Source organism: Burkholderia sp. AU32262 (assembly GCF_020419985.1).
Taxonomy (GTDB): domain Bacteria; phylum Pseudomonadota; class Gammaproteobacteria; order Burkholderiales; family Burkholderiaceae; genus Burkholderia; species Burkholderia semiarida.
Genome location: NZ_JAIZRS010000008.1, coordinates 120,305 through 143,168, shown reverse-complemented (window position 1 = coordinate 143,168; position 22,864 = coordinate 120,305). Strand labels below are relative to the sequence as shown.

Sequence of the window (22,864 nt, the reverse complement as noted above, 5' to 3'; positions counted from 1 at the left end):
GTCGTCCCTCGGGGTTTTGCGTCATGCCACGTCGCGCCGGCCCGTCGCCGGCCGGCGCATTCCGCCTCACGCGCGACGCTGCGCGAAATACGCGCCGACCGCGTCGATGAACGTGTCGATGTCCGCGCGCGACACGTCGCAGTGCGTGACGAAGCGGGACGCGTACAGCATCTGCGTGAGGATGCCGCGTTCCTTGAGCCACGCCTCGAGCGGCGCGCAATCGGCTTCGGGGAATTGCGCGAACACCATGTTCGTCGCATGCGACAGCACCTTCACCGAATCGATGCGTGCGAGGCCGGCCGCGAGATGCGCGGCATTCGCATGATCGTCCGCGAGCCGCTCGACGTTGTGATCGAGCGCATACAGGCACGCCGCCGCGAGAATGCCCGACTGCCGCATCCCGCCGCCCAGCACCTTGCGCCAGCGCTGAGCGCGCTCGATCAGCGCACGGCTGCCGACCAGCACCGAGCCGACCGGCGCACCGAGCCCTTTCGAGAAGCAGATCGACACGGTGTCGAACGGCGCGCACAGCTCGGCGATCGGGCGCCCCGACGCGACGGCCGCGTTGCACACGCGCGCGCCGTCGAGGTGCGTCGACAAGCCCCGGCCGCGCGCGAACGCGACGGCTTCCTGCACATAGCCTTCCGGCAACACCTGGCCGCCGATCGTGTTTTCGAGCGCGAGCAGGCGCGTACGGGCAAAGTGATTGTCGAGCGGCTTGATCGCCGCGGCGATCTTCGCGAGCGGCAGCGTGCCGTCCGGCGCGTTCTCGATCGGTTGCGGCTGGATGCTGCCGAGCACGGCCGCGCCGCCGCCTTCGTACTTGTAGGTGTGCGCGAGCTGGCCGACGATGTACTCGTCGCCGCGCTCGCAATGCGACATCAGCGCGGCCAGGTTGCTCTGCGTGCCGCTCGGGAAGAACAGGCCGGCTTCCTTGCCGGCCCGCTCGGCCGTCACCGCCTGCAGGCGCAGGACGGTCGGGTCGTCGCCCCAGACGTCGTCGCCGGTTTCGGCGGCGGTCATTGCGGCCAGCATCGCCTGGCTCGGACGTGTCACGGTATCGCTGCGTAAATCGATCATCGCTGTGCCCTGGGTAAACGCGAGCCGGAACCGATGCGCCCGGCCCTGCCGAAACGAAGCTGAGAGTGTACGCAATTCGCGCGGCGCCTGCCGGCCGCCGCCGCACGCGCCGATTCCGGACGCGCGACGTCGTTCCGATGACGCGACGCGCCATATTGACGCACGTGCGTCAGACCGCCACGCCGCAGCCGCACGCGCGGCGAACGGCCTTCTTGATACGAATCAAGGATTTACCGCAAAACCGGGCGCGACGGGCTGGACATCTGCGACGAGTTGGCGCATTTCGCGGTGCAACATCGCGGCCCATACTCCAGCCAACCCCGACGCCAGTCCGCCGGGGTCCGTCGGCACCCGCCGGCGGGTATCGTCAAGCCTCGGTCAACTGGTATGGACACCGCATTTTCGGCCCTCGATCTGGCCCGCCTGCAATTCGCGTTCACCGTCTCCTTTCACATCGTCTTCCCGGCACTGAGCATCGGCCTCGCCAGCTTCATCGCCGTGCTCGAATACCGCTGGCTCAAGACCGGCAAGCAGTACTACAAAACCCTCTGCCTGTTCTGGTCGAAGATCTTCGCGGTCGCGTTCGGGATGGGCGTCGTGTCCGGCGTCGTGATGAGCTATCAGTTCGGCACCAACTGGTCGGGCTTCTCGAGCTTCGCCGGCGCCGTCACCGGGCCGCTGCTGATGTACGAGGTCATGACCGCGTTCTTCCTCGAAGCCGGCTTCCTCGGCATCATGCTGTTCGGCTGGAATCGCGTGAGCCCGCGCGCGCACTTCGGCGCGACGCTGATGGTCGCGATCGGCACGCTGATCTCGACGTTCTGGATCCTCGCGTCGAACAGCTGGATGCAGACGCCGCAGGGCTTCGAGATCGTCGACGGCCGCGTCGTGCCGACCGACTGGTTCGCGATCATCTTCAACCCGTCGTTCCCGTACCGTCTGTTCCACATGGCGATCGCCGCGTTCATCGTCGCCGCGCTGGTGGTGGCCGCGACGGGCGCGTGGCACCTGCTGAAGGGCCGCCGCGACAAGGGCGTGAAGAAGATGTTCTCGATGGCGCTGTGGCTGCTGCTGGTGCTCGCGCCGCTGCAGGCCGTGATCGGCGACCAGCACGGCATCAACACGCTGAAGCATCAGCCCGCGAAGATCGCCGCGATCGAGGGGCTGTGGGAAACCGAGAAGGGCGGCACCGCGCTCAACCTGTTCGGCATTCCGGACATGAAGGCCGAAACGACCCGCTACGCGGTGAAGGTGCCGCACCTGGGCAGCCTGATCCTCACGCACAGCTGGGACGGCGAGATCCGCGGGCTGAAGGATTTCCCGCCGCAAGACCGCCCGAATTCGACGGTCGTGTTCTGGAGCTTCCGGATCATGGTCGGCCTCGGCTTCGCGATGATCGGCCTCGCCGCGCTCGCGTGGCTGCTGCGCCGCCGCGGCCGCCTGTATGAATCGAAGTGGTTCCAGCGCTTCGCGCTCGTGATGGGCCCGACCGGATTCGTGTCGCTGCTCGCGGGCTGGGTGACGACCGAAGCCGGCCGCCAGCCGTGGGTCGTCTATGGCGTGATGCGCACCGCGCAGGCCGTGTCGCCGCTGTCGGTGCAGCAGGTGAGCCTGTCGATGATGACGTTCGTGATCGTGTACTTCCTCGTGTTCGGCACCGGCGTGTACTACATGCTGAAGCTGATGAAGGCCGGCCCGGCGCTGCCCGACGTCAAGCACGACGCGAAACACGACCTGCCCGATACGCGCCCCGATCACACCGCGCGCCGCCCGATGTCGGCCGTCGACGACCTGATCGAGACCGTCTGAGCCCACCCCATTCGCATACGAGAAAACCTATGGACGTCACCGTAATCTGGGCCGCGATCATCGCATTGGGGCTCTTCATGTACGTCGTGCTCGACGGCTTCGACCTCGGCATCGGCATCGTCTTCCCGTTCTTCCCGGACGAGAAGGAACGCGACCTGATGATGAACACCGTCGCCCCCGTGTGGGACGGCAACGAGACGTGGCTCGTGCTCGGCGGCGCCGGGCTGTTCGCGGTGTTTCCGATCGTCTATTCGACGGTGCTGTCGGCGCTGTATCTGCCGCTGATCTTCATGCTGGTGTGCCTGATCTTCCGCGGCGTGTCGTTCGAGATCCGCGCGAAGGCGCGACGCACGAAGCAGCTGTGGGATCTCGCGTTCATCGGCGGCTCGGCCGGCGCGACGCTGTTCCAGGGCATCGCGCTCGGCGCGTTCCTGCAGGGCATCGACGTGAAGGACGGCGTGTACGCCGGCGGCGCGTTCGACTGGCTCACGCCGTTCAGCCTGCTGACGGGCCTCGGCCTGATCGTCACGTACGCGCTGCTCGGCTGCTGCTGGCTCGTCGCGAAGACCGAAGGCGACCTGCAGCGCCGCCTGCATCGCGTCGTGTGGCCGCTGACCGTCGTGCTGCTCGGCTTCATCGCGGTCGTCAGCCTGTGGACGCCGCTGCAGGACCCGGCCATCGCGCAGCGCTGGTTCGATTCGGGGCTGTTCTGGCGTCTGCTGCCGGTGCCGTTCCTGGTGGCCGCGTGCGCGGTGTGGATGCGCCGCGCGGTGCGCGGCCGGCACGACATGACGCCGTTCGTGCTCGCGCTGGCGCTGGTGCTGCTCGGCTACGTCGGCCTGCTCGTCACGCTGTTCCCGTACGCGATTCCGCAGACGATGACGATCTGGGAAGCGGCGGCGCCGCGTTCGAGCCAGACCTTCACGCTGGTCGGCGCAGCGGTTATCCTCCCGATCATCATCGCCTACACGACGATGGGTTACTGGGTATTCCGAGGCAAGGTGCGCCATGAAGACCAGCATTACTACCACCACTGATTCCACTGCCGGCCAGCCCGGCGCGCCGCGGCCGCGGATGCGCGGCTGGATGTGGTTCGTCGTTCTGTGGGCGGGCGGCGTGATCGGCGCCGTCACGCTCGGCTATGCGTTCAAGATCTTCATGAACCTGACGCTGTTTGCGGTGAAGTAGGCGAAGCGGCCGCCCGGTCGAACGATGGTCGGGGCGGCCGTTTTGTCGTTGACGGCCGATTCCGGCAGGCTCGCAACCACGGATCCCGCCAGCCAGCCGGTGACGCGACGCCGCTTCCCTCCCCCTCCTACGGCCGCTCGCGCAACGCCGCCTCGATCTTGCGATCGGTCTTGTACTGGCTCAGCGCATACACGGACCAGATCGCGGCCGGCAGCCAGCCGATGATCGTGATTTGAAGGATGAGACAGATGATCCCCGCGATCGGGCGACCGATCGTGAAGAACTGGAACCACGGGAGCAGCAGGGCAAGCAGAAGGCGCATGAACGATCCTCTCGGTACGTCGTTGAACGGGTGATACCCGGCCAATATGGCCGGTTGCGCGCACCGTTTCAAGCCCGGGCACGACGCGCGCCGGGCGAAGCGCCGGGCCGATGCCCTCGCCCGCGCCGAACCAGCCAGCCCCTGCGCGACACGCGCGACACCGCGACGAGCGCGATGCCCGTCGCCGCCCATGAAGGCGTCGCAATCCACGGCCCTCGCGTGGGCCAGCCCCGCGCGGACGGATTTTTTTTCGGCTTGGCCCGCGACTATTGGCGTGTAATAAAGGGTTTTCCCTGACCCGGAGCACGAGTATGTCGACCCTGGAAGCCCTCCGGTTCGTGCTGGACGATGCACGTACCCCCGAAATCATTCGCCATCACGTCGTCGACGCGCTGCAGTACGCGCTGCGCAACTATGGACAGGTGTTCACCGCGAAGGAAGTCGAATGGCTGACGCAGTGGGACGACGCACGTCTGCCGCTGGCCGCGAGGAAGGAGCTGGACAAGCGCGAACCGGCGATCGCCGGGCGCTGAAAAAAGCCGCCGCGCCCGACGGGTGGGGGCGCGGCGGCGGATGACGGTTGGCGATAACGCTTACTGCAGCCCGAAGTCGACGCGGGTCGTCGCGCCCTTGTCCGAGATGCCCTTCGCGTCGAGCTTCGGCGCGACGACGAACATGCGGCTCGAATCGATCTTGCCGTCGAGATACTGGCGCACGGCCTGGGCGCGCTGCTGCGCGAGCGCACGCAGCGCGTTGTCGTCGGCGGGTGCGTGATCGGCGAGCGCCTGCTTCATGTCCGCGTCGGGCAGCGTCTTCTGCAGGCCGACGAGGTTGCGCGGCTTCTTGAAGTCGGCGGCCTTGTACGCGCGTGTCAGGTACTTCGAGTATTCGGCCTTGTCGACCTTCACCGACATCGGATCGACGCTCTCGCCCTGGCCGATCACGTCCTTCAGCTTCTGCTGGCGCACCAGCCGCTCGACGTACGCGTCGCGCAGCCCCGGCGTGTCCTGCGCCGGATCGACGCGACCGATCAGGTCGAGGCGGATCGACGGCTTCTCGGTCAGCATCTTCACGACCGTGTCGAGCTTCTTCTCCTGCGCGTCGGTCAGCACATACGAACCCGGCGCGAACTCGACGTAGCCGAGATCCTCGCCGCCGCCCCCGCCGAACGCATTCGCGAGCAGCGTGAACGGCGACGTGACGGCCTTCGCGATCAGGTTCAGCACCGCGCGCCAGATCAGCCCGCCGACGCTGAATTCCGGATTCGACAGCGAACCCGACACCGGCAGGTTCACGTCGATCTGGCCGCGCGTGTTCTTCAAGAGCGAGATCGCGAGCTTCACCGGCAGCTTCGTCGCCGTGTCGTTCTCGATGTGGTCGCCGAACGTCAACTGGTCGATGAAGATGTGGTTGTTCGCCGACAGTTGATCGTTCGCGAGCTGGTAGTGCAGATCGACGTTGAGCTTGCCCTTCGTGATCGGATAGCCCGCGTACTTCGCCGAATACGGCGTCAGATTGGTCAGCTCGATGTCGTGCGCGGTCGCCGTGAGGTCGAGCGCCGGCTTCTCGATCAGCGGATTCACCGAGCCCTTGATCGAGATGGGCCCGTTGCCCGCGAGGTTCGCGGCGACGTCGACCGGCGCGGACGTCGTCGAATCCGTGCCGAACGCGCCGACCGTGCCCTTGATCGCGACGAGATTCGCCGTGTAGTTCGGCTTGATGAAGTTGTCCGTGTACGTGACGCGGCCGTTCTGCAGCACCAGTTCGCCGAAATGCATCCGCACCGGGTTCCGCGGCTGCGGCGCGGCCTTCACGACCACCGTCGCCGACGCGGCGGCCGGCACGGACGCCTGCTGCGCGGCCGCGGCCGATGCGGCCTGCGCGGCGGCCGGCGGCGTCACGCCCGGCGACAGCGGCACCGGTTCGCCCTTGCTCGCGTCGCGCGTGAGCGACTGCGCGGGGCCCGTCTCCTTCGCCACCACGTCCTTCAGGTTCAGCCGCCCCTGCGCGTCCAGCAGCACGCGGCCGTAGAAGTTCGAGAACGTCACGCGCGCGGCGTCGACGTCGGTGCCCTTCTCGTCGTAGTTCGCCTTCAGGTTCGACAGCGCGAGTGAGCGCCAGCCGGCGAACGGGTCGGAGGTCGCCTTGTCGAGCATCCGCACGTCGACCAGCGCGACGTCGCCGCGATAGGTCGCGCGCGGCGTGTCCTTCACCTGCGCGAACGTCAGGTTGCCCTGCGCGTTGAGCAGCGCGCTGGCGATCGTCGCGTTCAGCGCGCTGCCGAAATACGGCTCGAACGCGGCCGCGTCGAGGCGGTTGCCGTTGATCTTCAGGCCCAGCTTCAGCGGCTGCGCGGTCACGTCGCCCGTCACGTTCAGCGCGCCCTTGCGGTTCAGCGTCGCCTTCAGTTGCACGGGCAACGGCTTCGTCAGGTCGTCGCTGATCTTCTGCACCGACAGGTCGAGCGGCTTGATCGCGAGCTTCACCGGGCGCGGCGTCGACAGGTCGGTGAAGTTCGCCGCAGCGTCCTTCACGTTCAGCGCATCGATCCGGTAGTGCCACGACGGCGCGGCGGCCTGCGCCTTGCGCGCGACCGTGCGCGGCGGCACCGCCGCCTGCGCGGGTTCGGCCAGCGCCGCGAGGTCGATCTTGCCGTCCTTCAGGCGCTTCACGTCGAGCGCGAGCCCGCTCGCGTCGACGCTGGCGATCTCCGCGGTGCGCGCGGCGACGTCGACCTTCGCGATCTTCGCGGTTGCGTCGGGCAGGACGATGGCCGGCGCCTTGTTGTCCGGCGCGGCGATCTTCAACGATTTCAGGCTGACCGTGCTGTCGGCGACTTCCGCGGCGAGCGGCGTCTTGCCCCAGTCGGTCGTCGCGTTGACGGTCGCGCCGAGCGTGCCGTCGAGCACGCGCGCGCGTCGCCTCGCCGAGGTACGGCTGCAGCGCGGGCAGCGCGAGCGCGGCCACCGTCAGCTTCGTGTCGGCCTGCTTCGCCGCGAGGTTGAACGCGCCTTCGGCCTTCACGTCGCCGCCGCGCGACAGCGACGTCGACAGCGTGTATTTCGCGGGCGTCTTGCCCTGCAGCGAGAAGCCGTCGAGCGTCGCGGCGAGCTTCGTCAGCGAGATCGCGGTCGGCGTCGCCGGCACGCGGTCGTCGACGTTGATCGTGCCGCCGTCGATCGCGACATGGCGAATCGTCAGGTCGAGCGGCGGCGCTGCCTTCGCGGCGGCGCCGCCTTCGGCCTTCGCGCCGCTGGCGGCGGCGACGGTGGCACCGGACGCACCGGACGCACCGGAAACGGCGGCGGCCGACGCGGCCGGCTTGCCGGTTTCGGCCTTCGGCGCGGCGGCCGGCTGCACGACGAGCTTCTCGACGTTCAGCACGCCCTGCTTGTCGCGCGACAGGTCGACCACCGGCTGGTCGAGCCGGATCTCGTCGAAGTGCATCGCGTTGCGCAGCGGCTCGAGGCCGGCCGCCGCGACGTGCACGCCGCGCGCGGCGAACAGCGGCGCCGACGCGCGGTCGGTCACCTTCGCGTCGTTCAGGTCGACGGTGCCCGACACGCGCAGCGCGGGCGTCTCGCCGCTCATCACGAAATTGACCGTGAGGTTGCTGCTCAGCAGGCCGCTCGTCACGGCCACCGGCAGCTTCGCCGGCACGTACGAGATCAGCTTCGGCACGTCGAGCCGGTCGAACTTCAGCGCGATCTCCGATTCGCGCGACTGCGCGAACGGCTTGGTCTTGCCGTCGATCGAGATCGGGCTGCCGTCGAAGCGCGCACGCAGCTTCGGCTCGACGAAGATGTCCGTCTTCGAGGCCAGCGTCGCGATGTACGGAATGCCGAGCGTCCAGTGGTCGACGACGTGCTTTTCGTTCAGCAGGCGATCGTCGAAATCGATCCGGCCGTCGTTGACCTGGATGTTCGATACCGAGAACTGCGTCGGCTTGCTGTCGGGCGTCGGCGACGGCGACGAGAACTTCTCGATCAGATCGGTGAAGTTGAAGCGCTGCGCGTCGTAGCGGACGACGTGAAAGCGCGGCGAATCGAGCCGGATTTCGTTGACGATCGGCGCGCCGCGGAACAGCGACGACCACGACGGCCTCACGACGAGCTTGCCGATGTCGATGAAGTCGCCCTGGCCGCCGCGCTCGCCGAGGTGGATGCCTTCGGCTTCGAGGTTCAGCGTGTACGGGTTGAGTACGATGCGCTGGATCGTGGCCGGCCGGTCGAGCTGCTTGCTCAACTGCTGTTCGGCGACATGGCGGATCAGCGGCGGCGCCGCGAAGAAGCCGAACAGTCCGAATAAAACGACGAAGATCAGCACGCCGATGCCGATACGCCGGGTCCGGCGCGAGCGTGCAACGCCGCCGAGGGCATGGAGGGTCGAGGGTAAGGTTTCTTTGTCTGCGCTTGCCATGCTTGAATGCCTCGGGAATGGATGCCGGGCCGCGCCGGAAAACCGGGCGGCCGCGCACGCTATCCCGAAAGTATAGGCTCAGGAGGTGGCGGTACGGCGGTCGGGCGCCGCCGCCGCGCCCGGCGGCCGGACAACGGCGGCGGTCAACCGGTCATTTCCGGACGATGGCGGGCGGCATCCACGACCCGTCGCTCGCTTGCGGCTTCGGCGCGTACAGGCGCAACGCGAGCGCGAAATCGGTACGCGGCGCCGGCAGCCAGTTCGCCGCATGCGTACCGCCCGGCGACGCCGACACGACGACGTCGATCGAACCGTCACGGTTGCGGCGCAGCCGGTCGCGATCGCCGAGCGAGCGGCGCGCCGACCCGACGTCGGGCAGCGCGCCGTTGGTCGTGTACGGCGTGAGCGTCCAGAACGCGCGCACCGGCGGCAGCGCACCCGGCGCGAAATGCAGCACGTAGCGGTTTGCACCGTTCAACGCATGGCCGTCGCTGTCGACGCGGGTGATCGCGAGCGTTTCGTCGTCGCGCGTCGCGGTGCCGAATTGCGTGTAGGCCGCGTACGCGCGCAGCGCGTAGTCCTGGCCGTACTTGCCGGCCGTGTCGCCGATCCAGGTCCAGCCGTTCGCGTTCAGCAGGTTCGACGGCGGCGTCGCGAGCCGCGCGCGCGCCTCGGCGACGCCGGCCGTCGCGGCCGTGAGACGGTCGCCCGTCCACAGCACCGGGTAGCCGGCCGTCACGCCGATGTCGGCGAGCGATTCCTGCGCGTGCGCGTCGTCGGCCGGCGGCGGATTGTCCTGCAGCGCCCGCGCGAAGCGCGTGAAGAACGCCTTCGGATCGAGTGCGGCCACCTGCTCGGCCGGCGTGCCGCCGCCCACCGCTTCGGACGGCGCGCTGCCCGCATGGACCGCCACCGACGCGCCGCGCTCGGCGCCGGTGTAGACGGACAGCGGCACCACGCGGATCGCGCGCTGCAGTTTCTTCACGTTGGTCAGGTCGCGCCCGCCGCTCGTCTGCAGCCGCACTTCGAGCCACGCATTGGCGGACGGCACGTCGACGCGCAGCACGCCCTTCGGCAGCATGCCCTGCCAGTCCTTCGCGGCGAAGGCAATCGTTTGCGATCGCCCGGCGCCACGGGGGCCGCGCGCCGCGACGCTCGACGACGACCACAGCACGTTCGTCCACATGTCGAGCGCGCGTGCGTCCCAGTAGCGGCCGCGCGTGTCGGGCAGCGTGACGATCACGGGTTCGGCGGCGACGTCGAGCCAGCCGGTGGAGTCGAGCGTGTCGACGCCCGGCAGCGGCGGGTTGACCGCGCCGACGGGCGGCAGCGCCTGCGCGTGGCGCAGCGTGTTGAGCGGCGCCTGCCCCGGTTGCGCACCGTCGCCGCCCGTCGCCGCTTCCTTCGCGACGTCCATCAGCACGAGCGGATACGCATAGATATAGGAGTCGGCGACTTCCGCGCGCATCCAGCCGGTTTTCCGCTGGATCGCGTCCGGTTGCGACGCGCATCCTGCAAGCAATGCCGCCATCGCCAGCGACGCGCACGCGCGTCGCAGGGAAACTGATTCTCGCTGGTTTTCAATCATCGATTACTGGCCGAATATCGTTCTTTTCAGTCAACGCCTTGTTCGTCTCGCGAACCCGAACAAGGCACCCCAGCGTGCCCGGATGACCGTTTCGCAACGTTTCGTAACGGTGGGCGCTGATGTCAGGCCGGTATCATAGCGCCTAAGGGCATCCCCCAATATGCCGAATAACGGGTGAAACGCTAGTTGAACCGTCAAAAAATCTGAAACGTTTCACGGGATTCAGCAAAAATCCGGAACAACGCCGGCACCCTCAGCCAGTTGCCCGTAAACGCCTCGCGAGCGTCAAGCTTGGTCCTCAGCGCGCACTGGCCGTCCGTCTGGAAGCCGGGCGATCGCTTTTTCCGTGTTGTGACACCCTGTGTGCATCGACTTGCGCCGCATCGTCGCCGGTACTTGACCTTACCATCATGGGAATGTTGATACTGGAACCATCCGCGGCACGAACCGCGCTTTTGGGGAATCCGATATGACTGAACCACTCGCCTCCGCGGCGCTGCAAACGATCGAGCTGAGCGTCGACGGCATGCATTGCGGCGGTTGCACGGGCCGCGTGCAGCGCGCACTGGCCGCCGTGCCGGGCGTCGTCGATGCGGCGGTCGATCTCGACGCGCATGCGGCGACGGTTACCGCGCAGGAGGCGGTCGATCCCGGCCGGCTCGTCGACGCGATCGGCGAGGCCGGCTATCGCGCAACCGTGCGCGAAGCGGTAACCGAAACGGTCGCGGCCACGCCTTCGTCGGAGAACGCGTTACACGCGGCACCACCGCCTGCGTCGGTTGCCGCCGCGACGATCGAACTCGACATCGACGGGATGACCTGCGCGTCATGCGTGTCACGCGTCGAGAAGGCGCTCGCGAAGGTGCCGGGCGTCACGCGCGCATCGGTCAACCTCGCGACCGAACGCGCGACGGTCGACGCGTCGGCCGGCGTTTCGGCCACCCAATTGGCGGACGCCGTGAAGCAGGCCGGCTATGGCGCGACGCCGGCTGTGTCGGACACCGTCGTCCCGGCCGCCACGCCCGCGAACGTCGAACTCGACATCGGCGGCATGACCTGCGCGTCCTGCGCCGGCCGCGTCGAAAAAGCGCTGGCCGCCGTGCCGGGCGTCGCGCGCGCGACGGTCAATCTCGCGACCGAGCGCGCGTCGGTGCACGGCGCCGGCGCACTCGATGCCGCCACGTTGATCGCCGCAGTCACCACGGCCGGCTACCGTGCATCGCTTCCCGCCACCTCGCCCGCCGGCGCAACGATCGGCGCCGATGCACGACCGGCCGGCCCCGCGCAGGACCCCGACGCACGCAAGCGCCGCGAAGCGATCCGCGAACGCAACCTCGTGATCGCGGCCGCCGTGCTGAGCGCGCCGCTCGTCGCGCCGATGCTCGCCGCGCCGTTCGGCATCGACCTGATGCTGCCCGGCTGGCTCCAGCTCGTGCTCGCGTCGATCGTGCAGTTCGGATTCGGCGCGCGCTTCTACCGCGCGGCCTGGCATGCGGTGAAGGCGCGCACCGGCAACATGGACCTGCTGGTCGCGCTCGGCACGTCGGCCGCGTACGGGCTGAGCCTGTGGATGCTGCTGCGCGATCCCGCGCATCCCGGCCATCTGTATTTCGAGGCGTCGGCCGTCATCGTCACGCTCGTGCGCTTCGGCAAGTGGCTCGAATCGCGCGCGAAGCGCCAGACCACCGACGCGATCCGCGCGCTGAACGCGCTGCGCCCCGACCGCGCGCGCGTCGTCGAGCACGGGGTCGAACGCGACGTGCCGCTGTCGCAGGTGCGCGTCGGCACGCACGTCGGCATCCGGCCCGGCGAGCGCGTGCCCGTCGACGGGCGGATCGTGTCGGGCCGCTCGCACATCGACGAATCGCTGATCACCGGCGAAAGCCTGCCCGTGCCGAAGGACGACGGCGATGCCGTCACGGCCGGCTCGATCAACGGCGAAGGCGCGCTCGTCGTCGAAACCACCGCGATCGGTGCTGAAACGACGCTCGCGCGCATCATCCGCCTCGTCGAATCCGCGCAGGCCGAGAAGGCGCCGATCCAGCGGCTCGTCGATCGCGTCAGCGAGGTGTTCGTGCCGGCGATCCTCGGCATCGCCGTGCTGACGCTCATCGGCTGGCTGATCGCCGGCGCCGGCATGGAAACCGCGATCCTCAACGCGGTCGCGGTGCTCGTGATCGCGTGCCCGTGCGCGCTCGGTCTCGCGACGCCCGCCGCGATCATGGCCGGCACGGGTGTCGCGGCCCGGCACGGCGTGCTGATCAAGGACGCGCAGGCGCTCGAGCTCGCGCAGCGCACGACCGTGATCGCGTTCGACAAGACCGGCACGCTGACCGAAGGCAAACCGTCCGTGACGGCGTTCGACGCCGTCGGCGTGCCGCGCGACGAAGCGCTCGCGCTCGCCGCGGCCGTGCAGCGGCAGAGCGACCATCCGCTCGCGCGAGCCGTGGTTTCCGCGCATGAGGCGGAGGTGGCCACACATGGCGGTGCGGCTGCGTCGGTCGTCGCGACCGACGCGCGCGCGGTGGCCGGGCGCGGCGTAGAAGCACACGTCGGCGGGCAGCGGCTCGCGCTCGGCAGCACGCGCTGGCGCGACGAACTCGGCATCGCGGTGCCGTCGGCGCTCGACGCGCGCGCCGCGGAACTCGAACGCGCCGGCAACACGATCTCGTGGCTGATGCGTGCCGATGCGCCGCGCGCGGTGCTCGCGCTGATCGCATTCGGCGATACCGTGAAGCCGGGCGCCCGGGACGCGATTGCAGCGCTGGCGGCGCGCGGCGTCGCGAGCGCCCTCGTGACGGGCGACAACCACGGCAGCGCGGCGGCCGTCGCGGCGGCGCTCGGCATCGGCGAAGTGCACGCGCAGGTGCTGCCCGACGACAAGGCGCACGTCGTCGCGGAACTGAAGCGCACGCACGGCGGGATCGTCGCGATGGTCGGCGACGGGATCAACGACGCGCCCGCGCTCGCCGCGGCGGACGTCGGCATCGCGATGGCGACCGGCACCGACGTCGCGATGCACACGGCCGGCATCACGCTGATGCGCGGCGACCCGGCGCTCGTCGCCGACGCGATCGACATCTCCAAACGCACGTATCGCAAGATCCAGCAGAACCTGTTCTGGGCGTTCGTCTACAACCTGGTCGGCGTGCCGCTCGCGGCGCTCGGGTTGCTGAACCCGGTGATCGCTGGCGCAGCGATGGCGTTTTCCAGCGTCAGCGTCGTGACCAACGCGTTGCTGTTGCGGAGATGGAAAGGCCGCGCGCGTTGAGGCGGCAGGCGGTGATTGCCGGATGGCCAAACGGGGCGGTCGGCCAACAGGAAGGATAAGGAAGCGGGCCGGCGTTGGCCGGCTATGCGGCGCGCCGAACCGGCAGCACGTGAGGACGCACCCGGGCCGACGGATTCAGCCCGACACGACCGGCTTGATCAACGTCGTGGTAATCGGCACGAACCCACACGCGCGATACAGCGCACGCGCCGCCGCGTTGTGATTGAACACCGACAGCCCGATCTCGGTGACGCCGTACCGGCGTGCCTCGGCGTCGAGCGCGTCGAGCGCGCGCGTGGCCCAGCCCTGGCGGCGCCGGGACGGAACGATGTCGAGGTCGTAGATGAACAGCGTACGGTTCGGCCCTTCGGGCACGATCGCGTACCAGAGGTCGCCCACCGTGTCGCCGGTGGCGGCGTCGATGAGCGTGACGAGGGTCTGGCCGGCAGTCAACAGGCCGTCCGGCAGCAGCGTGTCGAAACAGGCGCGCGCACGGTCGGCCGCGTCTTCGACAGCATTTTGCCCGGAAGAAACGAGATCGCGCGCGTAGCCGTCGATGGCTCGCGTGCGGTACGCGTGGAATTCGCCGGCCGTCATCGGCCGCATCTGCAGCATGGCCCCGTCGCCGTGAACGGAATCGGACTTCCAGTGTAGCGGGACACTCGCACCGGCGCGCGACGCGGCGGTGGAAACGGGCAGGCAGGGGCGCCGCGCCGAATCAGCGAATCAGCGAATCAGCGAATCAGCGAATCAGCGAATCAGCGAATCAGCGAATCAGCGAATCAGCGAATCAGCGAATCAGCGAATCAGCGACGGTACACGACGATCGGCACGAGGTGCGCACGGCGCACGCGCTCGGCTTCCGCGTGACGCGCGGCGTACGAGTAGTCGGCGTCGAGCGGCAGGTGCGGGGACACGAACAGGTCGTCGATCTTTTGCAGCAGGGCGAGGATGAAGCTCATGTGAGACTCCTGACAGATGTGGCTAGGGTTTTCCCTTAGATGAACTCCATTCTAAGGGTTTTCCCTGAACTCTGCCAGCGAGTGCATCGGTTTGCCGCACGTGGACGACAGCCGATTGCCGTCGCGGAATGGCGACCCTTGCTCCGTCGGGGTTACAGGATAGGGTCGGAAGGATTAACGCGTGCGACGGATTCGCTTCGCGACGGCCGCCTCGCGATTTGCGTTGCGCTGAAGCCGGTCGACTTGCGACAGGAGCGCTTCGTGATGCTCCTCGAGCGTCATCAGCGTGGCCTGCTGCGTCGACAGATCCGCCGCGAGGCGATCGATCCGCTGCTGCTTGGTGGCCGCGTCCTGCTTCAGGTGCGCGATCTGCCGGGTTTGCAGCACCAGCGCGACGAGCGCGGCCAGCACGACGACGGCCAGCGCGAGCAGCAGCCGGTTGACGCGGCGCATCTCGCGATCGGCCGCGCCCGTCAGGCCATCCACGTCGGACTGCAGCGCGGCGAGCCGGTCGGTCAGCGGGCGCAGGTGCGTGTCCGGGTCGAAGGCCGGCGCGGCCGGTTGTGCACGCTCCGACGATGGCTTGGTCACGAACGATGCGGCGGAGGCCACCGGCTGCGTGACCGGCGGCGACGAAGCGTCCGGCTGCGCGGCTATGTCGCGGGGCTTCGGAGCATGCGCGGCGATGGCCGGTTCGGGCGGTCGTGCCGGTTGTGCCGGTTGTGCCGGTGTCTGCGGCTCGACCGGCGCGGCGACGAGCGGCGGCAGGTTCGATTCAAGCGCTTCCGGCTTCGAGCCGACGCTCGTTGCAACCGCTACGGTTTGCGTTGCCGCCGCTTCGTTGGCCCCGGTAGCCGCTCGGCGCTTGCCGCCCGACGACGCACGGCGTTCCTTCGCGGCATCACCGGAAGATTTCCCTTCGCGGGATTTGACGACTGCCGCCTCGACCGCAGGCTTCGCGACTTCGCCGTCTGTCGCCTGCGAGTCCGCCGCCTGCGCCGCCTCGCCATCGGCGGCTTGCAGTGTCGTCTCCGCCTTCGCGGCGCCATCGATCACCGGCACGTCGACCTGCGTGACGACGCGATCGCCGGCAGGCAAATCCACTGCCTCCGTTGCACGATCCTCTGCAGATGTACCGTTGACGTTCGCGGCCAAACCGCCTTCAGGCGTCGAAACAACCGCGATCGCCACATCGGGCGCCGCCGCACTATCCGCTTCCCCGAGCCCCGCGGCAGCCGCATCCGCCGGCGGGTTGAATCCATCCAGCGTGGCCTGTCGCCCGTCGTCGGCGCTGGCCGACTCATCGGCTTCCACGATCGCTTCATCGCGCGCCGCAACCGGCATGCGCTCGCCGGGCTCGAGCACCGGATCGCCGAACAGGTCGAGCGTCCGTTCGTCGCGCGGCGCGTCGCCGGCCGCTGCGCTGCCGGATCGCGCCGTCGCCCTGGCGGACGTGCTGCCTGCGGCAGCGGCCGAGCGCGGGCGGGAACGGGCCGACGAACGGGCCGACGAACGGGCGGAACGGGAGCGAGGCGTGGAAACGGATTCGGTCACGTCTGCCAGATTATCGTCCAGGGACATCCAGTGAAATCCTATTGTTCTTCAACAAATCAATAACTTGCGTCTTCAACCCATCCAATTTGCTCTGACTCCATCCAGCCTGTCCAGTCATCCCCGATGGGCTACGCGATGGGCCAAAAACCGATGCTAACCGACAAACAAGCCAAAGCGCTCAAACCAAGCGACAAACCCGTCTGGCGTATCGCCCAGTCCACCACCGCCGTGAGATACACGAAACCGCGCGCCATTGGAATGTAAGTCGTGTCGAGTATCCACGCCTGGTCGGCCCGCTTGATCTTCATGCCTTGCAGCAAGTACGCATTGACGATTGTCGGAGAACCGCCGCGAGTTCACATGACTTGCGGCGGCTTTTTGTAAACGATCGCTTGTACGTGCAGTGGCCATTCGTTCGAAGGCACGAGCGACGATCGAATCGACCGAAAGTCCTGCCAACGACGTTTCAGCCAAGGCAACACCGTGGTTCGCGAATGCGCCTTCCGGCGCGAATCGCCACAAGATACCGTGGATACCGTTGTACTGAACTCTCACCCTTCAACGGAGCAACGTCATGCGACCGAGGATTTTTTTGTCCGCGATTCTATTCACCTCAACGGCATTGGCGTTCATCCCGGCGACAGCCAGCGCGGAGCCGTTCACGATCACGGTCGATGGCCTCCATCGCGGGCACTTTACGAACGAACACGTGTACGGAGGTTTCGGCTGTCACGGTCAGAACGTTTCGCCGCGCATTTCGTGGGCTCACGTTCCGCGCGGCACGAAGAGCATCGTCGTGACGATCTTCGACCCCGATGCGCCGACCGGGGGGCTTGGCTGGACCCACTGGGAGATCGTCAATATTCCACCTTCGGAGTCGTCGATCGAAAAAGGCGCGTCCGGCAATCCGAAGCTCATGCCGAGCGGCGCTGTCGAGACATTGACGGATTTTGGCGAATCCAGATACGGTGGGCCCTGCCCGCCTCAGGGTGCATCGCATCGATATGTCGTGACGGCGTCCGCCCTGAACGTGGAAAAAATCGACGTGGCGCCGGCGGCAAGTCCCGCAGTCGTCGCTTATCAGATGCACGGGAAAATCATCGCTCAGGCAAAGTACGTCGCCCGATATCATCGCGCCTCCACTACCGATTGACGGTTGCGATTACGCCAACGACATTCCACCACGTTGAGGTTGCCGCCGCACCCGACGGCACCACGTAACACCATGCGGCATCAACCAACGCCCCGGACCGACGACTCCCTCCGCCCAGCGCATTCGTGCCGATAGGCCGCTATTCGTCACTCGACAACCCATTCCCGCCGTCGAACCGCGTGACGCCCGGCAGTGCGCGCAGCTTGTCGCAGATCGCCTTGTATTCGAGTTCCGACACCCGCGCGAGCGCGATGCGCACTTCGTCCTGCTCGCCCGTGTCGTCGACACGCTGCACGATGAACTGCTTCACGCGCGCACTGTCGGGGCCGAGCGCCGCGTGCAGCGAATCGAACGTCAGCGTGCCGCTCGCCACCGTCAACGCGAGCTGGCGCCGCTGCCGCACCGTGAAATAACGCCGTTCCAGCGGCTTGATGCCGGCCAGGATGATCAAAATGATGATCGTCGCCGAAATCGCCGCGACATAGAGCCCGCCGCCCACGGCGAGCCCGATCGCGGCAACCGACCACAGGCTCGCGGCCGTCGTCAGCCCGCGCACGATCTCGCCGCGCAGCAGGATCGAGCCCGCGCCGAGGAAGCCGATGCCCGACACGACCTGCGCGGCGATCCGCGACGGATCGAGCACGATGTGGTCGCTGGTGCCGAGCACGTCGGCGAAACCGAACGCCGACACGATCATGATCAGCGTCGAGCCGACGCACACCAGCATGTGCGTGCGCAGGCCGGCGGCCCACGACAGGCGCTCGCGCTCGAAGCCGATGACGCTGCCGAGCGCCGCCGCGAGAACGAGCCGCATCACGAGTTCCAGGTTGCTGAGCATTCGATTTATCTCCTTTTTTTGGTGCCGGCCGCGCGGAATGTTTTATCCTTGGCCCCGGCCGCGCCGATTCTCCGGGCCGCGCCGACACGTTTCGATCCAAGCGCTCAAAACCCCGCCATGTCCGTTTCCGACTTCGCTTCCGCCCAGGCCGCCCAACTGCGCCACCATTTCGCGCACGTCGTCTTGCCGATCTGGCGAGGTTCAGGGTTCGACTCGGCATTGCAACTGCCGTTCGAGGCCGTCGATCCGGCCACCCACGCGCCGCTGCCCGTGACCCGTTATCGCGCAATGGCGTGCGCGAGGCAACTGTTCGTGTTCGCGCAAGCCGGCGATACCGCACACGCGGCCACGCTGTTCGACGCGCTGTGCCGGCACTTTCGCGACCCGCGCCACGGCGGCTGGATCTACAGCGTCGATGCGCACGGCGCGCCGCTCGATACGACCAAGGACCTCTATACGCACGCATTCATCGTATTTGCGTGCGCCGCGTGGCATGCGGCGTCGGGCGACGCCGCCGCGCGTACGGTCGCAGAAGAAACGGCCGCACTGATCCAGGACCGCTTCGCGCCGCGCCACGGCGACGCGTTGCTCGATGCCGCACGGCACGCCGATTTCTCGTCATCCGGCAGCGGCGCGCTGCAGAATCCGCTGATGCACCTGACCGAAGCGTGGCTTGCGGCCGCCGATGCGTTCGGCGACACCGCGTTCGACGATGCGCTCGCGCGCACCGCGCAGGCCGTCGAGCGCACGTTCGTCGATCCGGCAACGGGCTGCGTGGCCGAGCTGCCGCTCGGGGCGGCCGACAACCGTTTCGAGCCCGGCCATCAGTTCGAGTGGTTCTATCTGGTCGATGCGGCCGGTGCGCGGCTCGCGCAGACCGGGCTCCCCGCCGCGCTGTCGCGCGCGTTCGCGTTCGCCGAGCAACACGGCGTCGATCCGCAGACGGGCGGCGTGTGCGCGGCGCTCGACGCGCAAGGCGCGTGCATCGACGGCACGCAGCGGATCTGGGCGCAGACCGAATACCTGCGCGCGCTCGCGACGCACGGCGGCACGCCGGCGTCGGCGCCGCTCGCACGTCAGATCGAGCGGTTCGCCGCGCGCTTCCTGCATCCGCGCGGCTGGTTCGAGTGCAAGACGGCGGACGGGCAGGTATCGCGCGCCGACATGCCGTCGACCACGCCCTACCACCTCGCGACCGCCTACGCGGCGCTGCCGGCCGGTTCGTAACCGGTCGCGGCGAACGACGGCGCCGCGCGATCGCCGCGTGCGGCGCATCCGTCGCCCAGTTCGAACACCGACACCGCCTGCATCAGGTGCGCGGTCTGGTCGTTCAGCGACGCGGCCGCCGCCGCGACTTCCTCGACCAGCGCGGCGTTCTGCTGCGTGAGCTGATCCATCTGCGTGACGGCCTGGTTCACCTGCTCGATCCCGACGCTCTGCTCGACCGACGCCGCAGTGATCTCCGACATCGTCTGCACGACCCGCGTGATCGACGCCGACACCGTGCGCATCGCGTCACCGGCGCGCTCGACGAGCTCCGCGCCGCCATTGATCTGCGCGACCGAATCCTCGATCAGCGCCTTGATCTCCTTCGCCGATTGCGCGCTGCGCTGCGCGAGCGAGCGCACTTCGCCCGCGACCACCGCGAAGCCGCGCCCCTGTTCGCCGGCCCGCGCGGCCTCGACCGCCGCGTTCAGCGCGAGGATGTTGGTCTGGAATGCGATGCCGTCGATCACCGAGATGATCTCCGCGATGCGCCCCGAGCTCTGCGCGATGCCGCGCATCCGGTCGATCACGCTGTCGACCACGCCGCCGCCGTGGCTCGTCGCTTCGAGCGCCGCGTCGGCCAGCGCACTCGCGGCGCGGGCGCTGTCGGTGTTCTGCCGGACGGTCGCGGTCAGTTCCTCCATGCTCGCGGCGGTTTCCTCGAGCGACGCGGCCTGCGTGCCCGTGCGCGCCGACAGGTCGGCGTTGCCCCCGGCGATCTCGCCCGCGCCGAGGTGAATCGCGTCGGACGCGTGGCGCACCGTGCGCACGGTGCCCGCGATGCTCGTCTGCATCGCGGCGAGGCCGCGCAGCATTCGGTCGATCTCGAACACGCCGCCCGCTTGCACAGCTTCGTCGAGACGGCCCTGCGCGATCCGCTCGAAATGGCGGCCGGCCTGCTCCAGCGGCGCGACGACCGCGCGCCGCGCGGCCGCGTAGATCGCCGCGCTCGCCGCGAGCATCGCCACCAGCAGCACGATGCCGACCGACTTGAACCACAGCATGCCGCCGTCAATGGTATCGAGCGCCGCGCGGCTCGACGTGCCGCCATAGTCGGTGAAGCGATGCAGTTCGGCGATGTACGCGTCCTGGAAGCCCTGGGTCGGCTGGTCGAGGAACGCCTGGATGTTGTCGGCGTCGAGGAACTGCACGAGTTCGCCCAACGCGCCGCGCAGCGCGCGATAACGCTCGGTGAGCGCCGCGACGCGCGTACGGTTGGTCTCGTCGACCGGCTGCGCGGCCGTCAGCACGGCGAACGCCTTGTCCGCTTCCGCGAGCGATGCGCCGGCGTGGCGGATGATGTCTTCGGGCTTCGGCCCGCCGCGCACCATCCGCGTGCCGGCGCGCGACAGGTTGATGCGCGCGTCGAGCAGCTGCTCGGTCGCGCGGCTGGCCGCGTCGGCCTGCGCGATCGCGACGTTCGACAGATCGTCGACGCCGCCGCGCGTCGACGCGAGCGTCCAGAAACCGAGCGCTTCGATCGCGAACAGGAAGAGACAGAACACGGTCAACACGCCGAGCAGACCCGACGCGAGCTTGATTTTTCCGAACATGGGGGGATTCCTGGAAAGCGGACGATGAGGCAATGCCCCGGCATTAGCGGCATTTCTTCGTCGGACTTTAGGCGGAACGGCCGGAAACGCGGGCCAATCGCCCGCTTCGCTCGCGCATTCGCGTCGAATCGCCCGCAAACGCGGAGATCTTCGGTATTCGGCGCAATAATCGCGTCGCATCGCACCGGGATTTGCACGAAATGCGGACGAATTTCCTTGCTTATCCGGAACCCCCTTCCTAGAGTTCAGCGCAAGCGGGCACTCATTTCGAAGGAAATTCGATGACCGACATCACGGACCACGCGCGCGGCGCATTGCGCGCGCAGCCGTTCAGCATGCTGCTGGGCACGGAGCTGATGCATATCGGCGACAACGAAGTGTCGCTGTGTCTGCCCGTGCGCGAAGAACTGCGGCAGCAGCACGGTTTCGTGCACGGCGGCGTGATCAGCTATCTCGCGGACAACGCGCTCACCTTCGCCGGCGCGCTCGTGCTCGGCCCGCGCGTGATCACCGCCGAATACAAGATCAACTACCTGCGGCCGGCCGTGAACGGTACGCTCGTCGCCCGCGCGAAGCTCGTGTACGCGGGCCGGCACCAGGCGACCTGCCAGTGCCACGTGTTCGTCATCGACGGCGATCACGAACGGCTCGTCGCGATCGCGCAAGGCACGATCAATCGGGTCGGCGACGGCAAGATGCCGGATGCGCCGGTGGAAACGGCGTGAGAACGGCCTGAGCAACCGGCGCGCAATATCGCGGCCGGCTGGCCCCTGAGTCGCGCCGCTAGGCCGCGTCATCCCCCGCCAACGGCAAAAACCGCGGCGCCACCCTCGCCCGCACGTTCCCGCGCTCATCCGTCCGATAGATCCCGCGCGCCGCGTTGTGCGGATGCACGGCCGCGTCGGCCACGCTCAGCACCGGCGCGAAACACGCGTCGGTGCCTTCGAGCAAAGCGCGCCAGTGCGCGGACGGCCGCTGCGCGAACACCTCCGCGAAACGCGCCTTCAGCGCGGGCCAGCGCGCCCGGTCGTACTGCGAGGCGGGATCGACGTCGGTCAGCCCGAGCCGTTCGACCAGCAGCGCATAGAACGGCGGCTCGAGCGCGCCGATCGTCACGCATTCGCCGTCCGCGCAGCGATACACGTCGTAGAACGGCGCGTCGTGGAACAGGCTCGGCTGCGCGCCGTCGAGCTGCCCGTTCGCGCGTGCCCACAGCGCGAGCGAACCAAGCATCGACACGATGTCGACGATCGCGCCGTCGACCACGCGGCCCGGCCCGCCGCCGCGCACGTCGAGCAATGCGCAGACGATCCCGAAAGCAAGCCCGAGCGCGCCGCCCGCATCGCCGACGACCGTCGGCGGCACGCCCGGCCGGCCGTCGCGCGGCGCGGACAGCGACAGCAGCCCGGTCAGCGCGACGTAGTTCAGGTCGTGCCCGGCCGCGGCCGCGAGCGGTCCATCCTGGCCCCAGCCGGTCATGCGCCCGTAGACCAACGTCGGATTGCGGCGCGCGCAAGCGTCGGGCCCGAGGCCGAGCCGCTCCATCACGCCGGGCCGCAAGCCCTCGATCAGCGCATCGGCCTGCGCGATCAGATCGAGCGCGGCGTCACACCCGGCCGGCGCCTTCAGGTCGAGTTCGACGATCGTCTTGCCTTCACGCAGCAGGTCGCCGTCGCGGGCCCGCAGCGCGTCCGGCGCGCTCGTGCGGCCGGACGGACGCGCGACAAGCGTGATGCGCGCGCCCATTCCGGCGAGCATCCAGCCTGCGAGCGGGCCGGGGCCGAGACCTTCGAATTCGACGACGTGGATGCCGGAAAGCGGTGCGTGCAATGACATGGCGACCTCGCTGAAATGCAGTCGG

The 22,864-nt window shown here is 68.3% G+C and carries 18 protein-coding genes and 1 pseudogene; 8 read left to right on the top strand and 11 right to left on the bottom strand.

Going from position 1 to position 22,864, the window contains the following annotated elements; all coding sequences use genetic code 11:
- Positions 1-66: 66 nt before the first annotated feature.
- A complete protein-coding gene (gene ltaE, locus LGN10_RS12190) occupies positions 67-1,080 on the bottom strand; it encodes a low-specificity L-threonine aldolase (RefSeq protein WP_059581849.1) in 1,014 nt (337 codons plus the stop codon).
- Between the two features lie 387 nt (positions 1,081-1,467).
- Between ltaE and LGN10_RS12185 the strand changes: the two genes are divergently transcribed.
- Genes LGN10_RS12185 through LGN10_RS12175 form a run of 3 tightly spaced genes read left to right on the top strand, consistent with a single transcriptional unit; the run spans position 1,468 to position 4,077 of the window.
- Complete coding sequence (locus LGN10_RS12185) at positions 1,468-2,889, top strand: cytochrome ubiquinol oxidase subunit I (protein WP_124658213.1); 1,422 nt, start codon at positions 1,468-1,470, stop codon at positions 2,887-2,889.
- 29 nt (positions 2,890-2,918) lie between these two features.
- Positions 2,919-3,926 (top strand): cytochrome d ubiquinol oxidase subunit II, encoded by a 1,008-nt coding sequence (gene cydB / locus LGN10_RS12180; protein WP_060317393.1) that lies wholly within the window; start codon positions 2,919-2,921, stop codon positions 3,924-3,926.
- Entirely contained in the window at positions 3,898-4,077 is a 180-nt protein-coding gene (locus LGN10_RS12175) for a hypothetical protein (RefSeq protein ID WP_050012191.1), read from the top strand. Before cydB ends, LGN10_RS12175 begins: the two co-directional genes overlap by 29 nt.
- A gap of 127 nt (positions 4,078-4,204) precedes the next feature.
- On the opposite strand, the gene LGN10_RS12170 is transcribed toward LGN10_RS12175, so the two are convergent.
- Complete coding sequence (locus LGN10_RS12170; RefSeq protein ID WP_059641396.1) at positions 4,205-4,399, bottom strand: YqaE/Pmp3 family membrane protein; 195 nt, start codon at positions 4,397-4,399, stop codon at positions 4,205-4,207.
- A 311-nt stretch (positions 4,400-4,710) separates the two neighbouring features.
- Here LGN10_RS12170 and LGN10_RS12165 point away from each other — a divergent pair, with 311 nt between their 5' ends.
- Positions 4,711-4,932, top strand: a complete 222-nt coding sequence (locus LGN10_RS12165) for a hypothetical protein (RefSeq protein WP_011548933.1) — start codon at positions 4,711-4,713, stop codon at positions 4,930-4,932.
- Between the two features lie 60 nt (positions 4,933-4,992).
- On the opposite strand, the pseudogene LGN10_RS12160 reads toward LGN10_RS12165, so the two are convergent.
- Both LGN10_RS12160 and LGN10_RS12155 read right to left on the bottom strand, forming a co-directional pair.
- Positions 4,993-8,818: pseudogene (locus tag LGN10_RS12160) on the bottom strand (DUF748 domain-containing protein).
- A gap of 151 nt (positions 8,819-8,969) precedes the next feature.
- Positions 8,970-10,406: a DUF1254 domain-containing protein gene (locus LGN10_RS12155; protein WP_226223533.1), complete on the bottom strand. Its 1,437-nt coding sequence runs from the start codon at positions 10,404-10,406 to the stop codon at positions 8,970-8,972.
- Positions 10,407-10,875: 469 nt separating this feature from the next.
- On the opposite strand from LGN10_RS12155, the gene LGN10_RS12150 reads away from it, so the two are divergent.
- Positions 10,876-13,677: a heavy metal translocating P-type ATPase gene (locus LGN10_RS12150; RefSeq protein WP_226223531.1), complete on the top strand. Its 2,802-nt coding sequence runs from the start codon at positions 10,876-10,878 to the stop codon at positions 13,675-13,677.
- A 135-nt stretch (positions 13,678-13,812) separates the two neighbouring features.
- Here LGN10_RS12150 and LGN10_RS12145 read toward each other — a convergent pair whose 3' ends face one another.
- The 4 genes from LGN10_RS12145 to LGN10_RS33800 all read right to left on the bottom strand — a co-directional run bounded on the left by LGN10_RS12145 (position 13,813) and on the right by LGN10_RS33800 (position 16,501).
- A complete protein-coding gene (locus LGN10_RS12145; RefSeq protein ID WP_059581832.1) occupies positions 13,813-14,292 on the bottom strand; it encodes a GNAT family N-acetyltransferase in 480 nt (159 codons plus the stop codon).
- 191 nt (positions 14,293-14,483) lie between these two features.
- Positions 14,484-14,639, bottom strand: coding sequence for a hypothetical protein (locus LGN10_RS12140; RefSeq protein WP_167351646.1), 156 nt, complete (start codon positions 14,637-14,639; stop codon positions 14,484-14,486).
- A 174-nt stretch (positions 14,640-14,813) separates the two neighbouring features.
- Entirely contained in the window at positions 14,814-16,193 is a 1,380-nt protein-coding gene (locus LGN10_RS12135) for a flagellar hook-length control protein FliK (RefSeq protein ID WP_226223711.1), read from the bottom strand.
- Between the two features lie 128 nt (positions 16,194-16,321).
- Positions 16,322-16,501 carry a hypothetical protein gene (locus LGN10_RS33800; protein WP_413227146.1) on the bottom strand — a complete coding sequence of 60 codons (180 nt, stop codon included), beginning with the start codon at positions 16,499-16,501 and terminating at the stop codon, positions 16,322-16,324.
- Between the two features lie 266 nt (positions 16,502-16,767).
- Here LGN10_RS33800 and LGN10_RS12125 point away from each other — a divergent pair, with 266 nt between their 5' ends.
- Complete coding sequence (locus tag LGN10_RS12125; RefSeq protein WP_059581827.1) at positions 16,768-17,346, top strand: YbhB/YbcL family Raf kinase inhibitor-like protein; 579 nt, start codon at positions 16,768-16,770, stop codon at positions 17,344-17,346.
- A 139-nt stretch (positions 17,347-17,485) separates the two neighbouring features.
- On the opposite strand, the gene LGN10_RS12120 is transcribed toward LGN10_RS12125, so the two are convergent.
- Complete coding sequence (locus LGN10_RS12120; protein WP_226223529.1) at positions 17,486-18,184, bottom strand: MgtC/SapB family protein; 699 nt, start codon at positions 18,182-18,184, stop codon at positions 17,486-17,488.
- A 117-nt stretch (positions 18,185-18,301) separates the two neighbouring features.
- Here LGN10_RS12120 and LGN10_RS12115 point away from each other — a divergent pair, with 117 nt between their 5' ends.
- The gene (locus tag LGN10_RS12115) at positions 18,302-19,411 is read left to right on the top strand and encodes an AGE family epimerase/isomerase (protein ID WP_226223528.1); all 1,110 of its coding nucleotides are present in this window, start codon (positions 18,302-18,304) and stop codon (positions 19,409-19,411) included.
- Here LGN10_RS12115 and LGN10_RS12110 read toward each other — a convergent pair.
- The gene (locus LGN10_RS12110; protein ID WP_226223526.1) at positions 19,384-21,003 is read right to left on the bottom strand and encodes a methyl-accepting chemotaxis protein; all 1,620 of its coding nucleotides are present in this window, start codon (positions 21,001-21,003) and stop codon (positions 19,384-19,386) included. The two genes, LGN10_RS12115 and LGN10_RS12110, sit on opposite strands and share 28 nt — an antisense overlap.
- Positions 21,004-21,284: 281 nt before the next feature.
- Between LGN10_RS12110 and LGN10_RS12105 the strand changes: the two genes are divergently transcribed.
- Positions 21,285-21,728 (top strand): PaaI family thioesterase, encoded by a 444-nt coding sequence (locus LGN10_RS12105; protein WP_006480333.1) that lies wholly within the window; start codon positions 21,285-21,287, stop codon positions 21,726-21,728.
- Between the two features lie 58 nt (positions 21,729-21,786).
- On the opposite strand, the gene LGN10_RS12100 is transcribed toward LGN10_RS12105, so the two are convergent.
- Positions 21,787-22,839 (bottom strand): CaiB/BaiF CoA transferase family protein, encoded by a 1,053-nt coding sequence (locus tag LGN10_RS12100; protein ID WP_059581815.1) that lies wholly within the window; start codon positions 22,837-22,839, stop codon positions 21,787-21,789.
- Positions 22,840-22,864: the final 25 nt, after the last annotated feature.